Source organism: Amycolatopsis acidiphila (genome assembly GCF_021391495.1).
GTDB lineage: Bacteria > Actinomycetota > Actinomycetes > Mycobacteriales > Pseudonocardiaceae > Amycolatopsis_E > Amycolatopsis_E acidiphila.
Genome location: NZ_CP090063.1, coordinates 2,154,351 through 2,173,034, shown reverse-complemented (window position 1 = coordinate 2,173,034; position 18,684 = coordinate 2,154,351). Strand labels below are relative to the sequence as shown.

9 protein-coding genes and 1 pseudogene are annotated in these 18,684 nt (G+C 66.4%); 5 read left to right on the top strand and 5 right to left on the bottom strand.

Annotation, left to right across the window (positions count from 1 at the left end; translation table 11 throughout):
* Positions 1-345: 345 nt before the first annotated feature.
* Positions 346-547, bottom strand: a pseudogene (locus tag LWP59_RS10650) (IS5/IS1182 family transposase); the annotation flags it as partial.
* Between the two features lie 252 nt (positions 548-799).
* On the opposite strand from LWP59_RS10650, the gene LWP59_RS10645 reads away from it, so the two are divergent.
* Positions 800-2,059 (top strand): IS701 family transposase, encoded by a 1,260-nt coding sequence (locus tag LWP59_RS10645; RefSeq protein ID WP_233921984.1) that lies wholly within the window; start codon positions 800-802, stop codon positions 2,057-2,059.
* A 306-nt stretch (positions 2,060-2,365) separates the two neighbouring features.
* Here the strand turns inward: LWP59_RS10645 and LWP59_RS10640 are convergent, their stop codons facing one another.
* The 4 genes from LWP59_RS10640 to LWP59_RS10625 form a co-directional block, all read right to left on the bottom strand.
* Complete coding sequence (locus LWP59_RS10640; RefSeq protein WP_144646373.1) at positions 2,366-3,877, bottom strand: ISL3 family transposase; 1,512 nt, start codon at positions 3,875-3,877, stop codon at positions 2,366-2,368.
* Between the two features lie 141 nt (positions 3,878-4,018).
* Complete coding sequence (locus LWP59_RS10635; RefSeq protein WP_267967022.1) at positions 4,019-4,876, bottom strand: IS3 family transposase; 858 nt, start codon at positions 4,874-4,876, stop codon at positions 4,019-4,021.
* An 8-nt stretch (positions 4,877-4,884) separates the two neighbouring features.
* Positions 4,885-5,175 (bottom strand): transposase, encoded by a 291-nt coding sequence (locus LWP59_RS10630; protein WP_144646404.1) that lies wholly within the window; start codon positions 5,173-5,175, stop codon positions 4,885-4,887.
* Positions 5,176-5,299: 124 nt separating this feature from the next.
* Positions 5,300-9,976 carry a LamG-like jellyroll fold domain-containing protein gene (locus tag LWP59_RS10625; protein ID WP_233921983.1) on the bottom strand — a complete coding sequence of 1,559 codons (4,677 nt, stop codon included), beginning with the start codon at positions 9,974-9,976 and terminating at the stop codon, positions 5,300-5,302.
* Positions 9,977-10,037: 61 nt separating this feature from the next.
* Between LWP59_RS10625 and LWP59_RS10620 the strand changes: the two genes are divergently transcribed.
* From LWP59_RS10620 to LWP59_RS40315, 4 genes are all read left to right on the top strand, one after another.
* Complete coding sequence (locus LWP59_RS10620) at positions 10,038-10,187, top strand: hypothetical protein (RefSeq protein WP_233921982.1); 150 nt, start codon at positions 10,038-10,040, stop codon at positions 10,185-10,187.
* 240 nt (positions 10,188-10,427) lie between these two features.
* Positions 10,428-10,847, top strand: coding sequence for a hypothetical protein (locus tag LWP59_RS10615; protein ID WP_191334967.1), 420 nt, complete (start codon positions 10,428-10,430; stop codon positions 10,845-10,847).
* 399 nt (positions 10,848-11,246) lie between these two features.
* Positions 11,247-12,052, top strand: a protein-coding gene (locus LWP59_RS10610; protein WP_407653013.1) for an IS5 family transposase whose coding sequence is annotated in 2 segments (ribosomal slippage) — positions 11,247-11,586 and positions 11,586-12,052 — 807 coding nt in all. Because the reading frame shifts where the segments join, the coding sequence is not laid out codon by codon here.
* Between the two features lie 228 nt (positions 12,053-12,280).
* The gene (locus tag LWP59_RS40315) at positions 12,281-18,667 is read left to right on the top strand and encodes an RHS repeat-associated core domain-containing protein (RefSeq protein WP_144646107.1); all 6,387 of its coding nucleotides are present in this window, start codon (positions 12,281-12,283) and stop codon (positions 18,665-18,667) included.
* Positions 18,668-18,684: the final 17 nt, after the last annotated feature.

Below are 18,684 nucleotides of genomic sequence, written 5' to 3'. Positions count from 1 at the left end.
ACTCGTTGGTGAACAACTACTTCGCGCCGACGATCAGCTTACAGATCTCCGGACCTTTCATCCTGGTCGATCGCTGGGAGGGATCTGTGGCGAACGCGAAACTGCGCCGCCCGCACTCCTCGGTGTGCCGCACCATCGCCACCGGATCATTCGGCGCCCCACCACGAGGTCAAGACCGCCAGTGCGGTCGACGACCGCCTGCGACTCGATTTCCCACACTTCCTCCACCGCACCCGCGTAGAACGAGACGATCTGGTTCTGGTCCTGGTCGGTCGTGCACAAAACTCTCGACGTGCCAGGTTTGCGAGGTATGAACCGAATTCTTGTCCACACATTGCCATTCCCTCCGCGAACGCCAGCTCGGCGTTCGGCGCGGATATGTAGTCGCCGGAAGCCTTCGAGCCAGGCGCAAGGTGCGTTCCACGGGTCATCGGACGTGACCGAGGCCGGATCCGTGCTCGGTTCTACGGCGGGCGATGCGCGGAATGATGCCCCCAACGCGGACCAGGCGGCGGTACTTTTCGTGGTCGTAGCTGCGGTCGGCGTGGGCCGGCGACGTGGTTCGCCCACGGATTGTCGTTGTATGGGCTCAGGAGGGTCTATCCCGTGATCGGCTCTGGCCCGAATGCGGTGGTAGCGCTGGGTGGCGTTAGTACTCCAGCCGGACTTCGTGATCGGTGCTGGTGAGGGGGTGTCGGAGATGGGTGCGGCCGCCAGTTGATCATGGTCGGTTGTGTGGACTTCCCAAGATCGGCTGGCGGCCGCGGGCCCCAGCATAAACCCTGCTCGCTGGCAGGCGATGTTCGATGAGCTGACCGCGCGGATCGCGGGCCGTTTCAGCCGGGTCGAGCCCCGTCGTCGGGCGGAGAAACTGTTGCTGGGTCTGGTGTCTGAGCTGCCGCGGAAGAACTGTTGGACCATCGCCGAGCATGTCGGAGACGCGACACCAGACGGCCTGCAGCACCTGCTCGCGCGGGCGGTGTGGGATGCCGACGCGGTGCGTGACGACCTGCGCGACTACGTCTGCGACCACCTCGGCAGCCAGAACGCAGTCCTGATCGTCGATGAGACCGGAGACTTGAAGAAGGGCACGCGCACCGTTGGGGTGCAACGTCAATACACCGGAACCGCCGGTCGGATCGAGAACTCGCAGGTCGCGGTGTATCTGACGTATGCCACGACGGCCGGGCACGCGTTTATCGACCGGGCCTTGTATCTGCCGAAGTCCTGGACGAGCGACCGCGAACGCTGCGCCGCGGCTGGGATCAGCGAGAACATGCAGTTCGCGACCAAACCCGCCCTGGCCACCACCATGATCACCCGAGCCCTCGATGCCGGAGTTGATGCGCCGTGGGTGACCGGCGACGAGGTCTACGGCGCCGACCCCACGCTGCGCGCGGAACTGGAGCGCCGTGGCGTCGGCTATGTGCTGGCCATCGGATGCGACCGCCGCGTCACTACCGGAGCGGGGACGTTCCGCCCGGACGAGTTGGCCACCCGACTACCGAAACATGTGTGGCAACGCCTGTCGGCCGGTACCGGGGCGAAGGGACACCGCTTCTACGACTGGGCTTTGGTCGACATTGATCAGGATGCCGAGGTGGGCGGGCATCGGGGGCTGCTGATCCGACGCAACCGCCGCACCAGAGAGTTGGCGTTCTACCGCTGCTACGCGCCCACCCCCGTCGCGTTGCCCGTTCTGGTTCGCGTGGCTGGAACCCGCTGGCGTGTCGAAGAATCCTTTCAAACCGGCAAAGGTCTGGCAGGCCTGGACCAGCACCAGGTCCGCCGCTGGCTCTCATGGCATCGCTGGACCGTTCTGGCGACGCTCGCGCACGCGTTCCTCACCGTCCTCGCCGCGACCGAACCCACCCAAACACCAACATCCACCCGCTGGATTTCCTTGACCTGCAACGAAGTCCAACACCTGTTCGCCACGATCACCACCACGCTGATCACAGGCACCACGCACCACCTACGCTTCTCAGCCTGGCGCCGACAGCATCAACACCGAGCCCGACAGGCCCACTACCAGCGGCAATCCACCCAAGAACCATGAACATCACGATCTACGGCTGGAGTACTACGCCCCGGACCTCAAACCGGTCGAGCACGTGTGGTCGCATGTCAAACGCGGCCTGGGCAACCTCATCGTGCACGGCATCGACCAACTGGCCACCGTGGTGAAAAACCGGCTCAAACGCATCCAGTACCGACCCCAACTGACCGACGCCTCCTTCGCCCACACTGGACTCACCCTCGAACCCGGAGCGCCGTAATGCTGGCCTTTCAAAATCTGTAGCAGCCCGCACGGGTCTGTCAAACGAGCGGCTCTGACCCACTTCCGGTGGTGACGGTGTGTAGTTCAGCCGAGCAGGATGCGGTGGCGTAGGAGGGTGAAAGCTGCGCGTCCGTACATCTGCCGTTTGATCATCTTCGTTTTGGTGTTCACTCCTTCTGTTCGTCCATTGTGGAATGGGCAAGTGAGGGCGGCGTTGACGGCGTGGCGGTCGATCTCGAGCCCGCGAGTGAACGCGTGCAGATGGGGCAGATCCTCGGCCCGGGCCTGGTCGATCCAGCCGGTGAGGCGTATATCGTTGCCGACGGTGGGGGCCAGGAGGGCGGCGAAGTCGCCGACGAGGCCGGCCAGCGCTGTCATCTCTGGGCAGGCGGCCACCGCGGCGTCGAGCCGTTCCCGCTGGTGGTCTTTCAGCCGGTCTGGGCGTGTGAGCAGGTAGCGGGCCAGGCGCCGTGGGGAGATCGCCGGCCGGTCGGATTCGACGCGGCCTTGGGTGATGTAGCGGTAGAGCAGGTTGAGGCTGCCCGGGTAGCCGAGCTGCTTGATCTCGGCGAACAGGTACTGCACCGGCACGGCAGGATCGACTTCACGGCGGCGCCGCAGATGCTCCCGGTAAGGGTCGACCAACGTGGGGCGGTACTTCGGCGCCCGGACCAGCCGCTCGGGTTCGCTGATCCGGGCGTAGCGCTTGACCGTGTTCAATGCCAGATTCAACCGACGGGCGCATTCCAGCAGGCCGACACCGGAATCGACCAGGTCATGGACCTGCCGCCAGCGCTCCCGCGTGGTCTGGGCTTGGATGCCCTCTCGCGGCGGTGGCCCGGTCTTGCCCCAACAGCTGCTGTGCGCGGCGACCTCTTTGATGACGGCCTCGGCGAGGTTATGCCAGAGGTGCCACCGGTCCGCGACCTGCACCGCGTCGGGCAGGGCACGGCGGATCGCCTCGGCGTAGGCGGCCGAGCCATCGCGACAGACCACCTCGACATCGGGGTGCTCCCGCAACCACGCTTCGAGTACCTCGGTCTTGCGCTCCGGCAGCACGTCCCGCTCGCCGGTCTCCGCATTGATGATCACAGTGGCGTAGCGCTTCCGCTTACACAGCGCGAAATCATCCACCCCGATGACCCGCGGCACCGGTCGGATCGGGAGTGGAAGGCGCACCAACGCGCGCAGCGCGGTTTGCCGCGAGACCGCGACGCCGAGGCCGACCAGCACACGGGCGCCCGCACGACCGGCCAGATCGCGGACGACGACGCCCACCTGCGCTCTCAGCCGTTCGGTACGCCGCTGGTAGCGCTCGATGACGCCGGCCAGCTGCTCACGGAAAGTCTGCCGTGGACAGTCGAGCGTTCCACAGCGCAACCTCCGCGCCCGTAGTCGTATCAGCACTCGCCGCCCATCCACCGGCACATCGGCGAGCTGCCGGGCGACGTAGCCGTGCACCTGCCCCGCCGGCACCCCGCAGCCCGGGCAGGCCACCGGCACCGGATGCGTCGATGCCCACACCACCAGCGCCCCCGCGCCATCCTCAACGTCCTCGATGACCAGGGAAGACAGTCCCGAGAACACCAATCTCAAAAGTTGATCAACCTTGCACCGGCGTCACGCTGGCACACAGCACCAGATTCGACACGAACCGACACGCACAGCTACCACTGAGCTTGTCCCCGTTCGCCGGACACGTTGGGTGTGGCGTCAGCGATCGTGGTGTGGTGACGGTCACTCGGGGTTAGTGGCCTCAAACTCGGCCGGGCTGAGCATTCCGATGCGGGAGTGTCGCCGTTCCGGGTTGTACCAGCATTCTATCCATTCGAAGATCGCGTTGGCAAGCTCGTCACGAGTTTCCCACGTTTTCGTGTCGAGCACTTCGAGTTGGAGTGTGCCCCAGAAGGATTCCATCATGGAGTTGTCGTAGCAATCGCCCACGCTGCCCATGGAGGGCAGGATTCCGGCGGCACGGAGTCGTTGCCCGAATGCCCAGGCCGTGAATTGCGATCCATGGTCGGAATGCAGGATAGTGTTGCCGGATTCGGGTTTACGGCGGAGGGTGGCCATGCCGAGTGCGTCGATCACCAGTTCAGTGCGCATGTGATTGTGGATGGACCAGCCGATGATGCGCCGGGAATAGGCGTCCATGACGGCGGCGCAGTACAGTTTCCCTTCCTTCGTGGGATGTTCGGTAATGTTGGTGAGCCATAGGCGGTTCGGGCCCTCGGCGGTGAACTTGCGGTTGACCAGGTCTTCGGCGGGCTCCTCCGCGGGGTTGCGGATGGTGTAGCCCCGGTTCCGGCGCCGGTAGAGGCCCTGGATGCCGGCCTCGCGCATGAGTCGCGCCACCCGCTCGTGGTTGACGTTCACGCCCATGCCGAGCACGAGTTCCGCGTGCACGCGGGGCCACCCGTAGGTGCCACGGGATTCGACGTGAATGGCTTGGATGTGTTTGAGTAGCAATTCGTTATCCTGCTCCCTGGGTGAGGGCGGCCGGTCGTGCCAGTCGTAATAGCCCGACCGTGACACCTTCAGTACCCGGCAGGCCACCGCGACGTCGACACCGTCAGCGGCGAGCTCACGGACCAGCGGGTAGATTACTTTGGGAGAACGTTCTCCCGCGAGAAATAGGCGGCCGCGCGCTTGAGGATCTCATTTTCCATCTCAAGCTGACGGGTTTTCTTCCGCAGCTCGGCCAGTTCTTTCTTCTCCGCGCTCGTCAAACGACTCGCTGAGCCGTTCGCATCAGTATCGGCCTGGGCCATCCAATTCCTCAGGCACGATTCGCTGATCCCCAGCTCTTTGGCCAGCTCAGCGACCGGTTTGGAGCCCTGACGGGCCAACTCGACGGCACGACGACGAAACTCAGGCGGGTGTGGTGCAGGCACCGGGACATCCTTCCTGGTGACCCAAGGTCACCTCAAGGCCGGTGTCCGAGCTGCGGGGACAAGCTCACACCGGATCCGGCCCAGAGCCGCTCATTTGACAGACCCAATTCCGCACACACGCCACTCAGAGGGACGCGGTGGGCGGGAAAGTGTTGACGGCGTCGGCCAGGGTTTGGGCGAGTTGTTGGTAGTAGGCGTTGTTGGGCTGGTTGTTGGTGAGGTAGCTGGGGTTGATCTGGTTGGGATTGGCAGGGTCGGTGACGGCGGCGTCGAGGTCGAGAATCTCGTCGGCGCCGTATTGGGTGTAGTTCGCGCGTAGGTAGTTGTTGACCGTGATTCGTAGGGTCTCTCGTGGGTCTGTTGTGGACAGTCCTAGGGGTGGGATGGTGGTGAGGATGACGTGTAGGGGTGTGCCGTCGGGGCGGCGGGTTCGGTGGAGGGCGTAGCCGCCTGGCGTGGAGGCGTTCAGTGCGTTGGTGATGTTGTTTTCGATGGTGGAGCGGGGGGTGTTGTCGAGGATGTCGTTGGTGCCGATGGTGGCGATGACGGTGCGGAGGTTGGGTTCTGCGAGGAGGGTTTGGTTGAGGGTGGTGTCGGGGCTGGCGGCGACGAGGTGTTCGCCGGTGTCGGTGGTGTTGCCGAGGCTGAGTGCGCTGGGGGCGTCGGGCATCGGGCCGGGTTGCTGGGGTGGTGTGCTGTCGTAGAGGGCGGTGACGTCGAGGTTGTTGAGGGTGTTGTGGTAGACGCGGACGTCGGAGACCGCGCCGGTGAGGTAGTCGCTGGGGGTGCCGTTGGTCTTGCCGCTCCCGATGGTGAGGTTGCCGGTGATGTCGGGTGAGGTGGTGGTGGCGACTGTGTTTTGGCCTTGGCCGTTGACGTAGAGGGTCATGTTCTGGTTGCTGGCGTCGAAGACGCCGGTGAGCAGAGTCCACGTGTTCACTGCCGGTGCGGCGGTGGACAGGGCTCGGGTGAGAGTGGGGTTGGCTGTGTCGTCGCTGGCGCGGGTGAAGGCCCAGCGGTTGTCGGTTTTGTCGTAGTCGAGGCGGAAGCTGCTGGTGTTCGTGCCGTCTTGTGCGATGACGGTTTGCGCAGCATTGGTGTTGGTGAGGTTGACCCAGGCCGAGATCGTGAAGCTGCGGTTGGTGGTGATCGCGGCGCCGTTCGACGTGATGGCGCCGGTGCCGTTGAAGACGGCGCTGCCGGCGAGGTCTCCGGCCCAGGCGGTGTTCCACGTGACGCCGCCGGAGAGGGTGCCGGGGTGGGGTCCGGTGCTGTCGGTGGCGGTGGTGCCGGTGCCGTCGGCGAGTTTCCACCAGTCGCCGGCTGGTTGGCCGGCGCGGCTGACGTTGACGACACTGCCCGGTAAAGCCCCGGCGAGGGTGTCGGGGAGGTGGTCGACCCAGGTTTGCTGGTCGGTGCGCCCGGCCGCGGATGCGCCGGCGGCGCTGGTTTGGTCGCCGAGGATGGCGATGGTGCCGGCGGATGGGTCAGTGGTGGTGACGTCGACACCGGTGAGGTAGTAGTCCCCGGGCAGTGTGGTGGTGTAGGGGGTTCCGCTGGCGTCGGTCGTGGTGTTGCCGGTCGCCAGGTAGGTGGGGGTTGCGGGTGCGGTGTGGACGGGGGCGCGGGTGACGGCGCTGGGCAGGTGGATGCTGACCACGAGGTTGCCGCTGCCGCCGTTGGTGGCGGGGAACGGGATCGGGTCGCTGATTGCTTCGCCACCGGCGGACAGTGTGAGACTGGTGGCGCCACCGAAGGTGAGCGCGGTGGGGGTGGTGAGGGTGGCGGCGCCGGTGCCGGTGGTGCCCGATTGCGCGGCCACGGTGGCGGCGTCGATGGTGGCGGTGCTGGGAACGGTTTGCGGGGGCGAGGCGAGGCCGGCGCCGGTGTTGGAGACCCGGACTCGTATCGAGGCGCCGGTGGTGGTGGGGTGCACGACCATGCGGACGGTCTGGTTGGCGAAGCCCGCACCGCCGGGCGGGATTTCGGCAGTGTCGGCAGGGGCGGCCCAGGAACCGAGCCAGCCGGCCGCGCCGGCAGGGAGGGGCCCGCTGCTCGCGGGCCGCGGGGCCATCGCCAGCACGTGCAGGGCGGCGGTGACCGGGGCACCGGTGTTGCAGGTGTTGGTCAGCTGACCGGTGCCGGTGTAGGGCAGGGTCACCTTGGCCACGGTTTTGGTCGGGTCCGTAGGCAGGAACACGGCGTAGAACTTCCCGGCCCGCCCAGGCATCCTGGTCGCGGTGGAATCGTCGATGTAGGACAGTACCGCTGTGGCGGAGGTGTTGTCGCCGTACACCCAGTCGGGCACGGACGGGACGATCGCCTTGCTGTTGGTGCCGTCGGTGTAGGTGATCCGTGCGTCGGCGGCGGGGCTGGGGCCGCAGGTACTGGCGGCGAGCAGCCCGATGGCGTTGGCTTTCACCTGCTGGCCGGCGGGTAGCGGGATGGTTTGGCCGTCGGCGATGATGTTGTCGTTGGCGTTGGTGGCGGCGGGCATGGTGAAGGTCGCGCCCGAGACGGTGACGGCGGAGCCGGGCGCGTATCCGGCGTCGGCCATGGCGTAGCCGGAGAAGCTGTAGCCACCCCAGAGGTCGAGATTGGCGGGCTGGCCGTCGACGGCGATGCCGTGGTTGTTCATTGCTGCGGCGAAGCTCGCGGCGGTGATGTTGTTGATCGCGGCGATGGTCAAGTAGTCGATGCCGGCGGCGAAGCCGCTGGAGGCGGGGTTCTTCCCGACGACTGTGACGGTGAGGGTATGGGTGCCGGCAGTCAGGTGCAGGCTGCCGAAGGGCCGGTAGGTCCAGGTGTTGGTGGGGGTGTATGTGTCGACGGGTGCGGTGTCGGTGTTCTCCAGCACCGTGGCGTTGTCCACAGTGAACTTGAGTTGGCCGTAGCCGGGGCGGGTGGTGAGCATGGCACCGAGGGCGTAGTCGGCTTCCTTCGGCGCGGTGAAGGTGAGGTTCATGGCTTGGCCGGCGGCGGTGGCGTCGTATTCCAGTTGTGCGACGCTGCGCCAGGAGTTGCCGCCGTTGTTCGCGACCGGGCCGACGGGGATGTTCTTCCCGGAGGTGTCGACCGCTTGGAGCAGTTGGGGTGATTCGGCTTCGACCTGGTCGGTGGGCTGGACGAAGACGGTGTCGATGCCGGCCATGTAGCGGTTTCCGGTGGAGGCAGGGTTGGTGCCGACGACCGTGACGGTGAGGGTGTGGCTGCCGGCGGTCAGATAGGCACCACCGAGGGGCGCGTACTTGAGGGCGACGGTGGGGTTGTAGGTGTCGATGGGTGTGGTGGTGGGCAGTCCGAGAGATTTCCCGTCCAGGGTGAAGCCGAGTTGTCCGTAGTCGGGGGCGAGTGTGAGGTTGGCGTCGAGGTCGTAGTTGCCGGCTACAGGGGCGGTGAGAGTGAGGTTGAACGACTGTCTGGCGGCGGTGCCCTGGAAGAACAGTTGCTGGCCACCGGTCCAGGTCACGCCACAGCAGTTGGCCTGGTGGGTGACCGTGACGTTCTGCCCGGCAGGTTGGGTCAGGGGCAGGTTCTCGGCCTCGCTCCAGCCCCCGCTACCGCCGGCCGGGGGTGCGACGTAGAAGGTGTAGGGCTGGGATTCGGGCGAGAGGTTGTGTGCGTAGTCGAAGCTGCGCACATACATCGTGTGGTAACCAGGGCTGATGTTCGTGGGGAGGCGGAGGCTGGCCCAGCCGCTGGTGTCGGGGGAGATGTAGCCACCGGTGGTTCCGAAGGTTTGGTTGTAGTTGCACTGGCTCGTCGAGGGCGCGGATTCCGTCCCGGCGCCGGTTAGTGTCCAGGTGAAGCCGGCGATGTTCGCCGCGCCGTTGGTGGAGATGAATACCGTGCCGGGGTTGTCGCTGGCCTGGCCCCAGTAGTTGGCGGGGTAGTCGTAGCTGTCGACGTATGGGGATTGGGACGGTGCGGCGAGGCGGGTGAAGCTGTACCACGGACTGAACGCTCCCGCCCACATCTCCTGCCCCGTGCCCTGTTGGGTGGATACGTTGACGCGGAACTCGTAGTCGGTATTGTTGTTCAACGCCACGGTGTCCGTCCAAGCGCCGGTGGTGCCGGAGGCGATGGTCACCGGGCCCGCGCCTCCGACGACCGCGCTGGTTCCCGCGCCGTTGTACAGATCGAACCACAGCTGCGGGTTCAACGGCGGGTTGTTGTTGTCCGTTGCCGTCGCGTACAACGTCGGCTTCGCGTCCGGGGTGTAGGCGTGCCCGGTGCAGGTGACCGCGTTGGACACTCTCAATCCAGCGGCCGGATTGGGCGGGTAGCTGTAGTTGATCACCAAGCTGGGGTTGTCGGCGAACTGCTTCCACTGGTACTGGTTGCCCTCATCCGGCGCCCGCAGTTCCAGCGTCAGATTCGGCCAGCCCTGGTCCGCGGCCGTCTGGGCAGCGGAGGTCACGTCGAATACGACGTTGTTCGGTCCGCCGCAGTTGGTGCCGGCGGCCGAAGACTGGGTGTTGATCCATCCGGCCTCGGGGCCGCCCCAGCGGGTGTTGTTGTCGATCACGCCGGCGAGGTGGACCTCGACGGGCTCGGCAATGCAGTTGTGTGCGGCCCACACCTCGTTGGCGTAGAACTGCGCGCTGAACACCCTGGCACTGCGGCCGTTGGGGTGCCCGGAGACGTCCTCGGTGCCCATACGGAAGTACGAGCGCGCGACCGTGAGACCGTTGCAGCCCGTCCAAGTGCCGCAGTCACCCACCTGCGCGAGCTGGTTCTGATTGATGTAGGACCAGCCGTTGGCGGTGACCTCGACCCAGAACTCCTCGCCCCGGGTCATCTGCGGGTCGATGTAGACCGGATACGTCACGCCCGAGCCGGACAGAGCACTCGACGGCGGGGTGATCGTCACGTCCATAGTGGACGTGGTGATGGTCGAGGTGGTTTTGGTGCTCCTGGTCGTCACCGGCGTGAGGGTCGCCGGGATCGGTGTGATGTGCCCGGTGCCGGGGTCGGTGGCGCTGGGCTGGGTGCCGGCCTTGGGGTCGTAGGCCGAGTCCCACATCAAGGGGGTCGCGCCCCCGAAAACGACCGTACCGGCCGAATCGGTGGCGACAAGAGCGCCGTTGGCGTCGGTCGATAGGGTCAGGTTGGTTGCGGTCGCAGTCAGGTGCACCTGGGCGACGTTCGGGTTGGCCGCGGCGGTCGCGTCGTGCACGACCAGCACTTCCGAGTACGACGCGGCCTCGGCGGTCACCTGCAGATCGACACCGGGGTAGACGTTCGGATAGGTGGCGGTCGCCCCGGATACCAGCGGTGCCGGCAGGGTGGCGGGCCAGGACAGCGCGATCGACCCGGTTCCTTGCGCCAAGGTGATCAGGGGAGTGCTCCCGCCACCGGACAGGGTGAGGTTCTCTGTGGTCGCGGCTGGGGACAGGGTGCCGTCGGCGTTGGTGTGCAAGGTGGTGTCGATCGGCACCCACGTCCCGTTCTTCTGGGTGCGCACCGGAACCCGGTTCGACGTCGCGGTGAACGTGCCGTCCGGGTTGGCCATCACCTGCCGGGTCGGCGTGGTCTCTGCCGTCACTTCCACCGGTTTCCCGGTCTGCACCGCGATATCCGACGCCGTCGGCGCGGGGATGGGGGCGGGCGCGGGTGGCGGCGGATCGACCGGGGGCTGTCCCACATCCGGCGGCGACACCGGTGCCTGATCGGTCGGCAGTGCGCGACTATCGGGCACCGCCGGCGGTGGCGGCGGCGTCGACGGGTTGAACGTATCGACGGCCCCGGCCGCCGGCGTCACGACACCGAGCAGCATCGTGGCGCCGAGCAGGCACGTGAGAACCCTCGTCGCGAACCGCTTTCCTCGCGCGCGCTCGCTCACCAAAACACGCTTAGTCATGGGATCCCCACAGCCGTCGAAAAATGCCAGAGAAATGGCAGGCCTCGACACATTAACCGCCGGATTCCCCGTTTCCTACGGCCGAACGAGTGAACCACATTCAACCTGCGAGCTACTCACATGATCAGTCGCTTCGTCCTACTTTCGTCGTATTAGAGCTTGTCTCACTTGGATGTTGGTTGAGGTGCGGGCATGATCATGACCTGTGATGGACGAGTTGTCGCGGCGGCTGGTGTCCGACGAGTTGTGGGCACTGGCGGAACCGCTGATCCCGCCGGGCAAGACGCGTCCGCAGGGCGGCGGGATGCCGCGGGTGGACGATCGAGCGGTGTTCACCGCGATCGTGTTCGTGCTGACCAGCGGTTGCGCGTGGCGGCATCTGCCACCCAGTTTTGGGGTCACCGTACCGACGGCGCATCGCCGGTTCACCGAGTGGACCGAGGCCGGGCTGTGGCGGCAAGTGCACCAAGCGGTGCTGGACGAACTGGGTGGCCGAGGGCTGATCGACTGGTCGCGCGTGGTCCTCGACGGAGCATCCGTCAGGGCCAAAAGGGGGGCGGACTGACCGGTCCCAGCCCGGTCGACCGCGGCAAACCCGGCTCGAAGATCCACGCGCTCTCCGACCGGAGCGGGCTGCCCTTGACAGTCGGGATCTCCGCGGCCAACACCCACGACAGCCACGCGCTCAAGCCTCTGGTCAACGCCCTCCCGGCCATCCGCTCCCGTCGAGGACCACGACGACGCAAACCGGCGAAACTCCACGCGGACAAGGCCTACGACATCCCAGCCCTGCGCGACTGGCTACGCCAGCACCGGATCATCCCGCGCATCGCCCGCAAAGGCATCGAATCCGCCGAGAAACTCGGCCGGTACCGCTGGGTCATCGAACGAACCATCGCCTGGCTCACCGGCTACCGCCGCCTGACCATCCGATACGAACGCAAACCCAACCACTACCTCGCCTTCCTCACCCTCGGTGCCGCCATCACCTGCCACAAGAAACTCACCAAATGAGACAAGCTCTTAGTCCAAATTCTGTGTGGTGTTCGCCTTTTTTGGCAACGGATTCATAACGACGTGTAACACATTCTTGAGTGAGGGTGATTTGCTGATTTGGCGAGATCGTCTTTTATTGTCCGCCGCCTGCGTCCATTCGGCGTAAAGAGGGGTCCGATGAGATTTGCATCGCGTATGCGTGCCGGTTTGTCTGGTGTATGGACGCACCGTCGAACCAGGCTGCCGATGGCACTTGTGATCGTCGCCGCGCTGGTCACCTCGCTGCTGACGGCCCCGGCGATCGCCGCCGCGGTGGAGAACGCGAAGCCGCCGGTGCCGGTGACCCCGCAGATCCCGCACCGTGATGTTCCTCTGCCTGCACGCGGCCAGGCGGCGGCACCGCCTGCCGCCGTGCCGGCCGCGGTGCTACCGGCGTCGGGGAATGCCGACGTGGCGCCGCGATCGGCCACGACACCTGGTCGGGTCGGACCGACGCCGATCACCGTGGCCGCCGCGGCCCCAGGCCGGACGACACCGGCGCTCAAGGTGCATCTGGCGGACCCGACCGCGGCCCGTGACGCCGGCGTGACCGGGGTGCTGTTCTCGCTGGAGCGCACCCCGGGCAGCACGGGCGACTTGGCCACGGTCGGGGTGGACTACTCCCAGTTCCGCGACGTCACCGCCGGGTTCGGCGACCGTGCCCAGCTGGTGCAGCTCCCGGCCTGCGTCCTGATCACGCCCGCCGCACCGCAATGCCGAATTCAGACCCCCATCCCCTCGGCGGAGGCCAACCGCACCACAAACACGATCACCGCCCAGGTCTCCTTCGGGCCGCGATCGCAGGCTACCGCCAAGGCCGCGCGTCCCGACAGCACCGCGACCCCGAGCACGACCTCGAACGTCATCGTGCTGGCGACCGCGACCAGCTCGAGCGGACCGACGGGCACGTTCACTGCGTCCTCGCTCAGCCCGTCCGGGTCGTGGTCGGTGACCGGCGACTCCGGTCAGTTCGGTTGGTCCTATCCGATCGCCGTGCCCCCGGCCGCGTCGGGGACCGTCGCCCCCAAGATCGCGCTGTCCTACAGCTCGTCCTCCGTGGACGGCCGGACCTCGAGCACGAACAACCAGGTGTCGTGGGTTGGGGAGGGCTGGGACTATACGCCCGGCTACATCGAGCGCACCTATCGCCAATGTTCCGACGACACCACACTGCCCGCGGCCCAGCAGACCGACGATCTGTGCTGGGCGGGGCAGGTGGTCACGATGGACCTCGGCGGCACCAGCATGCATTTGGTGCGCGACGACGCCACCGGATCCTGGCATCCGGTGGCCGACAACGGTGCCCGGGTCGAACTGCTCACTGGTTCGGGTAACGGGGCATTGAACGGAGAGTACTGGAAGATCACCACCGTTGACGGCACCCAGTACTTCTTCGGCCGCAACAGCGGCCCCGGCTACACCAACCAGGGCACCACGAACTCGACCTGGACCACGCCTGTCTACGGAGCCCACCCCGGAGACCCCTGCTACAACGCCTCCGGATTCGCCGCATCGTCGTGCGCCCAAGCATGGCGGTGGAACCTGGACTACGTCGAGGACACCCACGGCAACGTCACCACCTACTACTACACGCCCGAGACGAACTTCTACGGCGCCAACAACGGCACCACCGGTGTCGCCTACACGCGGGGCGGATATCTCAGCCGGATCGACTACGGGCTGCGGGACGAGAACGGCACCATCTACGCCCACCCCGCCCCCGACGAGGTCCAGTTCACCGTCGCGGAGCGGTGCGTGCCCACCAGCACCTTCAGTTGTGACCCGTCCCTGTTCACCGCCGCGAACGCCTCGAAATGGCCTGACACCCCGCAGGACCAGCAGTGCCTGGCCGGCGCCACCTGCAACAACCACGCACCGACATTCTGGACCACCAAACGGCTGACGAACATCACCACGCAGTACTACAACGGCACCGGATACACCAAGGTGGACGCCTACGCACTCGCGCAGCAGTTCGCCAGCTCCGGTGACCCGGCATTGTGGCTGAACTCGATCACCCGAACAGGGTTCAAACCGGACGGCACCTCGATCACGCTGCCGCCGGTGTCCTTCGCCGGGCAGGTGATGGACAACCGTGTCGCCGGCTACAACAACCAACCCCCGATGGCGCGGTGGCGGCTGACCAACATCACCGCCGAGACCGGGCAACGCACCCTGATCAGCTACAGCCAACCCGAGTGCACCGCCACCAACGTGCCCGCGGACCCCTCGCAGGACACCAAACGCTGCTTCCCCGTCTACTGGGCCTTCCCCTACCAGACGAACCCGACACTGGACTACTTCCACAAATACGTGGTCACCTCCGTCCAGGTGCAGGATCCCAACGCGCTGTCCCCATCGCAGCTGACCAGCTACACCTACGTCGGCGCCCCAGCGTGGCACTTCGACGACAACGAGATCGTCAAACCAGCCCACCGCACCTACGGCCAGTTCCGCGGCTACAGCGAAGTCGACGTCACCACCGGCGACTCCGGCAACAACACCAACGGACACGCCGACACCACCACACTCACCAAGACCACCTACTACCGCGGCATGGACGGCGACACCCTGCCCGGCGGCGCCACCCGCACCGCCACGGTCCCCGACTCCCTCGGCGAAACCGTCCGTGACAGCGACCTCTACTCTGACAACCCCCGCGAGGTCCAAACCTTCAACGGCCCTACCGGACCCCGGGTCTCGAGCACCATCACCGACCTGTCCACCATCGCCACCACCGCCACCCGCAACCGCACCGGGCTGCCCGCTCTCATCGCGGCGGTCCTGGCCCCCACCAAGACCCGCGATATCACCGACCTTGCCGTCGGCGGCACCCGCACCGCGACCACCACGAATGTCTACGACAGCCTCGGCCGCCTCACAGCCGCGACCTCATCCGGTGACGGCGTCCCCGACATGTGCACTATCACCTCCTACGCCGACAACACGACGTCCTGGATCCGCGACAAGGCCGCCGAAACCATCACCTCGCAGCAAACCTGCCCCGCACCCGGCACGATGCCATCCCCGATCCTCTCCGATGTCCGCAACTTCTACGACGGATCCACCAGCCTCGCCGCAGCCCCGAGCACAGGGGACGTGACCCGCACCGACACCGCCACCAGCAACAACGGCGGCACCCTCACCTTCGCGACCACCAGCACCGCCACCTACGACAGCTCCGGTCGACCGCTCGTCTCCACAGACGGGTTGAACCGCCACACGACGCTGGCCTACACCCCGTCCGACGGCGGGAGCCTGACCCAGACCGTCACCACCAACGCCGCCAACCAGACCACCACCGTGAACGTCGACGCCGGGCGCGGCGCCACCACCTCGACCCTCGACGTGGCCGGGCACCGCACCGACGCCACCTACGACCCGCTCGGCCGGCTCACCGCAGTGTGGCTGCCGGGGCACAGCATGGCCTCCAACGACCCCGCGTCGACCACCTACGCCTACCAGCTCTCCGCCACCACCCCGCCCGCGGTGACCACCAAAACCCTGGTACACACGACCACCGCGAACACCTACGTCACCTCAATCAAGATCTACGACGCGCTCGGGCAGCTCAAACAGACCCAGACCGACGCCGAAGGCGGCGGGAGAACGGTCTCCGACAGCTTCTACGACTCCCACGGCTGGGTCACCAGCACCCACGACCGCTACTACACCGACGGTGCCCCCTCCACCATGATCTCGGTCGCCGACTCCGCGGTCGACAGCCGCACCGTCGACACCTACGACGGTGCGGGACGGATCATCGACGCCGCCGCCTACAACGGGGTCACCTTCACCTGGGACACCAAAACCGTCTACGGCGGAGACCGCACCACCACCATCCCGCCGGCCGGCGGAGTCACCACCAGCACGCTCACCGACACTCGCGGCCACACCACCGAAACCCGCCAGTTCACGACGGCGCCCACGATCAACGGCAGCGTCGTCACCGGCGGCACCTACCAGTCCACCCTGCAGGCCTACAACCCGCTCGGGCAGCTGACCAAGATCACCGACGCGAGCGGCAACGTCTGGACCTCCACCTACGACCTGCTCGGCAACAAGATCCAGGCCACCGACCCCGGCACTGGCACCACCCACTACACCTACGACCTGGCTGGACAGCTCACCAGCTCCACCGACGCCCGCAACCAAACGCTGGCCTACACCTACGACCCCATCGGCCGGGCAACCGCCGAATATTCCGGCTCCACCACCGGCACCAAACTCGCCTCCTGGGTGTACGACACCGTCCAGAAAGGCAAGCTGACCTACTCCACCCGCTACACCCCCCAAGGCAACTACCTCGTCGGCTACGGCGGCTACGACGGCGAGGGCAACCCCACCAGCCTCACCATCGGCCTCCCCAGCAGCGAAACCGGGCTGTCCGGTAACCACACCACCCAATACGAGTGGAGCGATCCCGGCCGGCTGGCCTCCACACTGCCCGCGCCCGGTGGGGGGCTGCCCGGGGAATGGGTCTCCACCCTCTACGACTCGCTCGGCAACGCGACCAGCTCCGACGGCTACAACGGCTACGTCTCCTCCGTCGCCTACACCCCCTACGGCGAGCCCGCGCAGGTCAGCATGGGTGACATCGGCATGGCGTCATGGCTGACCTACGACTACGACGCGCAAACCCGCCGGTTGAACCACGTCAACTACTCCGCCCAAACCGGCACACCCCAACTCGACGACACCACCTACCGCTACGACCCCGTCGGCAATCCCATCCGCACCGTCGACGTCCAAGGCGTGCAAGGTGGCCCCACCGAGACCCAGTGCTACGCCTACGACGCCCTCGACCGGCTCAGCCAAGCCTGGACCGCCACCGATAGCTGCGCCGCCAGCCCCACCACCAGCGTGATCGGTGGTACCCAGCCCTACTGGCAGTCCTGGACCTTCGACCCCACCGGCCTCCGCCAAACTCAAACCATCCACGCGCTGCCCGGCAACACCGGCGGCGACACCACCACCAACTACACCTACCCCTCCGCCGCCACCCCACAGGCCGCCACGCTCACCTCGACCGCCACCACCGGTCCCGGCGGGAACTCGAGTACGGGCTACACCTACGACGCGGACGGGAACACCCTCACCCGGACGGTTCCCGCCGGGAACCAGACTCTGACCTGGGACGCGGAGAACCATCTCGCCAGCGTCGCCGCCCCAGCCGGCACCACGTCCTACGTCTACGACGCCGACGGCAACGAACTGGTCCGCCACGATCCGGGCTCGACCACCCTGTACCTGCCGGGTGAGGAGCTCACCTACAACACGTCGACAGCGACGGTGACCGGCACCCGCTACTACCAGATCAACGACCAAACCGTGGCGTTGCGGGTCGGCGGCGCCAACCCCACCTATGTCGCTGGTGACCCGCACGGCAGCATGCAAATCGCGTACCGGCCCGACACCGGCGCCATCACCCGCCGCGCACTCGACCCCTACGGCAACCCCCTCGGATCCGTCACCACCACGACCACCGGCACCACCACGAGCGGCACCTGGCCCGACGCCCACGGCTTCCTCAACAAACCCCAAGACCCCAACACGGGCCTGACCGACATCGGCGCCCGAACTTACGACCCCACCACGGGGCGCTTCCTCTCCGTCGACCCGGTGCTGAACCTTGCGCAGTCCCAGGGGACGAACGGCTACGCCTACGGTGCCGACAATCCCGTGTCTACGAGTGACCCCACTGGTTTGGAGCCGTATCCCAGCGCCTGCGTGGGCTCGGACATGGGTGCCCAGTGTGTGGACTACTACTACGACGGGCCGAGTGCGATCCATGATCCGAATCTCGATCCCGGGGCCGCCGCCAGCTGCAACTTCCAGCATGATTGCCTCTACAACGAAGGCACGCTCAAGGGGGGTGCGGACAAAAGGCTCAACCGGACGAAGCACTACCCCTTACCCCATCCCGTCCTGCCCAAGCCCACCGGCAGCGCCTTTGACCTGCTTGCCGGACTCATCAGCGAAATCGCCGATCTCGGCGCACTCGCCTGCGGCCCGACCGTGCTCGGAGTCCTCGGCATCTGCCAACGCGGCGACACCGCGGTCCAGCAAACCCTGGTCGCCCACGGCGCTGACCCCAACTCCCAACTCTTCGCCGTCGGCAAAGCCGCCACCATCGCCGCAACCGCCGTGGCGAGCCCAGAGGCTGCAGCGGCAGATGCCGTGGCACCTGAAGCAGCCGCTTCCGCAGCAGCGGACCCTGCGGCTCTGCAGGCGGCAGTCGAGCAGCGGGCGTCGCAGGTCGTCGCGACGCAGTCGATTCGACAGCGAGGGCCAGTCTTGACAGGTGCGATGGATACGAAGACGGGTGATATATTCTTCGGCCAGAACACCGGCGTCCCGGACCCGCTGCACCCGGTCCTGCAGCAACGCCTAGATGAGTTCCCCGGGCCGGGCGCGCCTTATAAAGGTACTCCTGGAGCCCACTCGGAGATAAATGCGGTAAACCAGGGGCTCTTCGCGCGGTCCGGATCGCAGATCGACGACTTCATCTTCTACAATGTGAGGCTCCGCGGAGCAGCTCAGGGAGAGTTTATCGAGATGTGCCCGAACTGCGCGTGGATCCTCGGCAAGTGATGGTTACGGAGGGGCAA

Excerpts from the sequence above, each read along its gene's own strand:
- LWP59_RS10625 (WP_233921983.1), bottom strand. The coding sequence starts at position 9,976 with ATGACCCGGGGCGAGGAGTTCTGGGTCGAGGTCACCGCCAACGGCTGG.
- LWP59_RS10645 (WP_233921984.1), top strand. The coding sequence starts at position 800 with ATGTTCGATGAGCTGACCGCGCGGATCGCGGGCCGTTTCAGCCGGGTC.
- LWP59_RS40315 (WP_144646107.1), top strand. The coding sequence starts at position 12,281 with ATGGCACTTGTGATCGTCGCCGCGCTGGTCACCTCGCTGCTGACGGCC.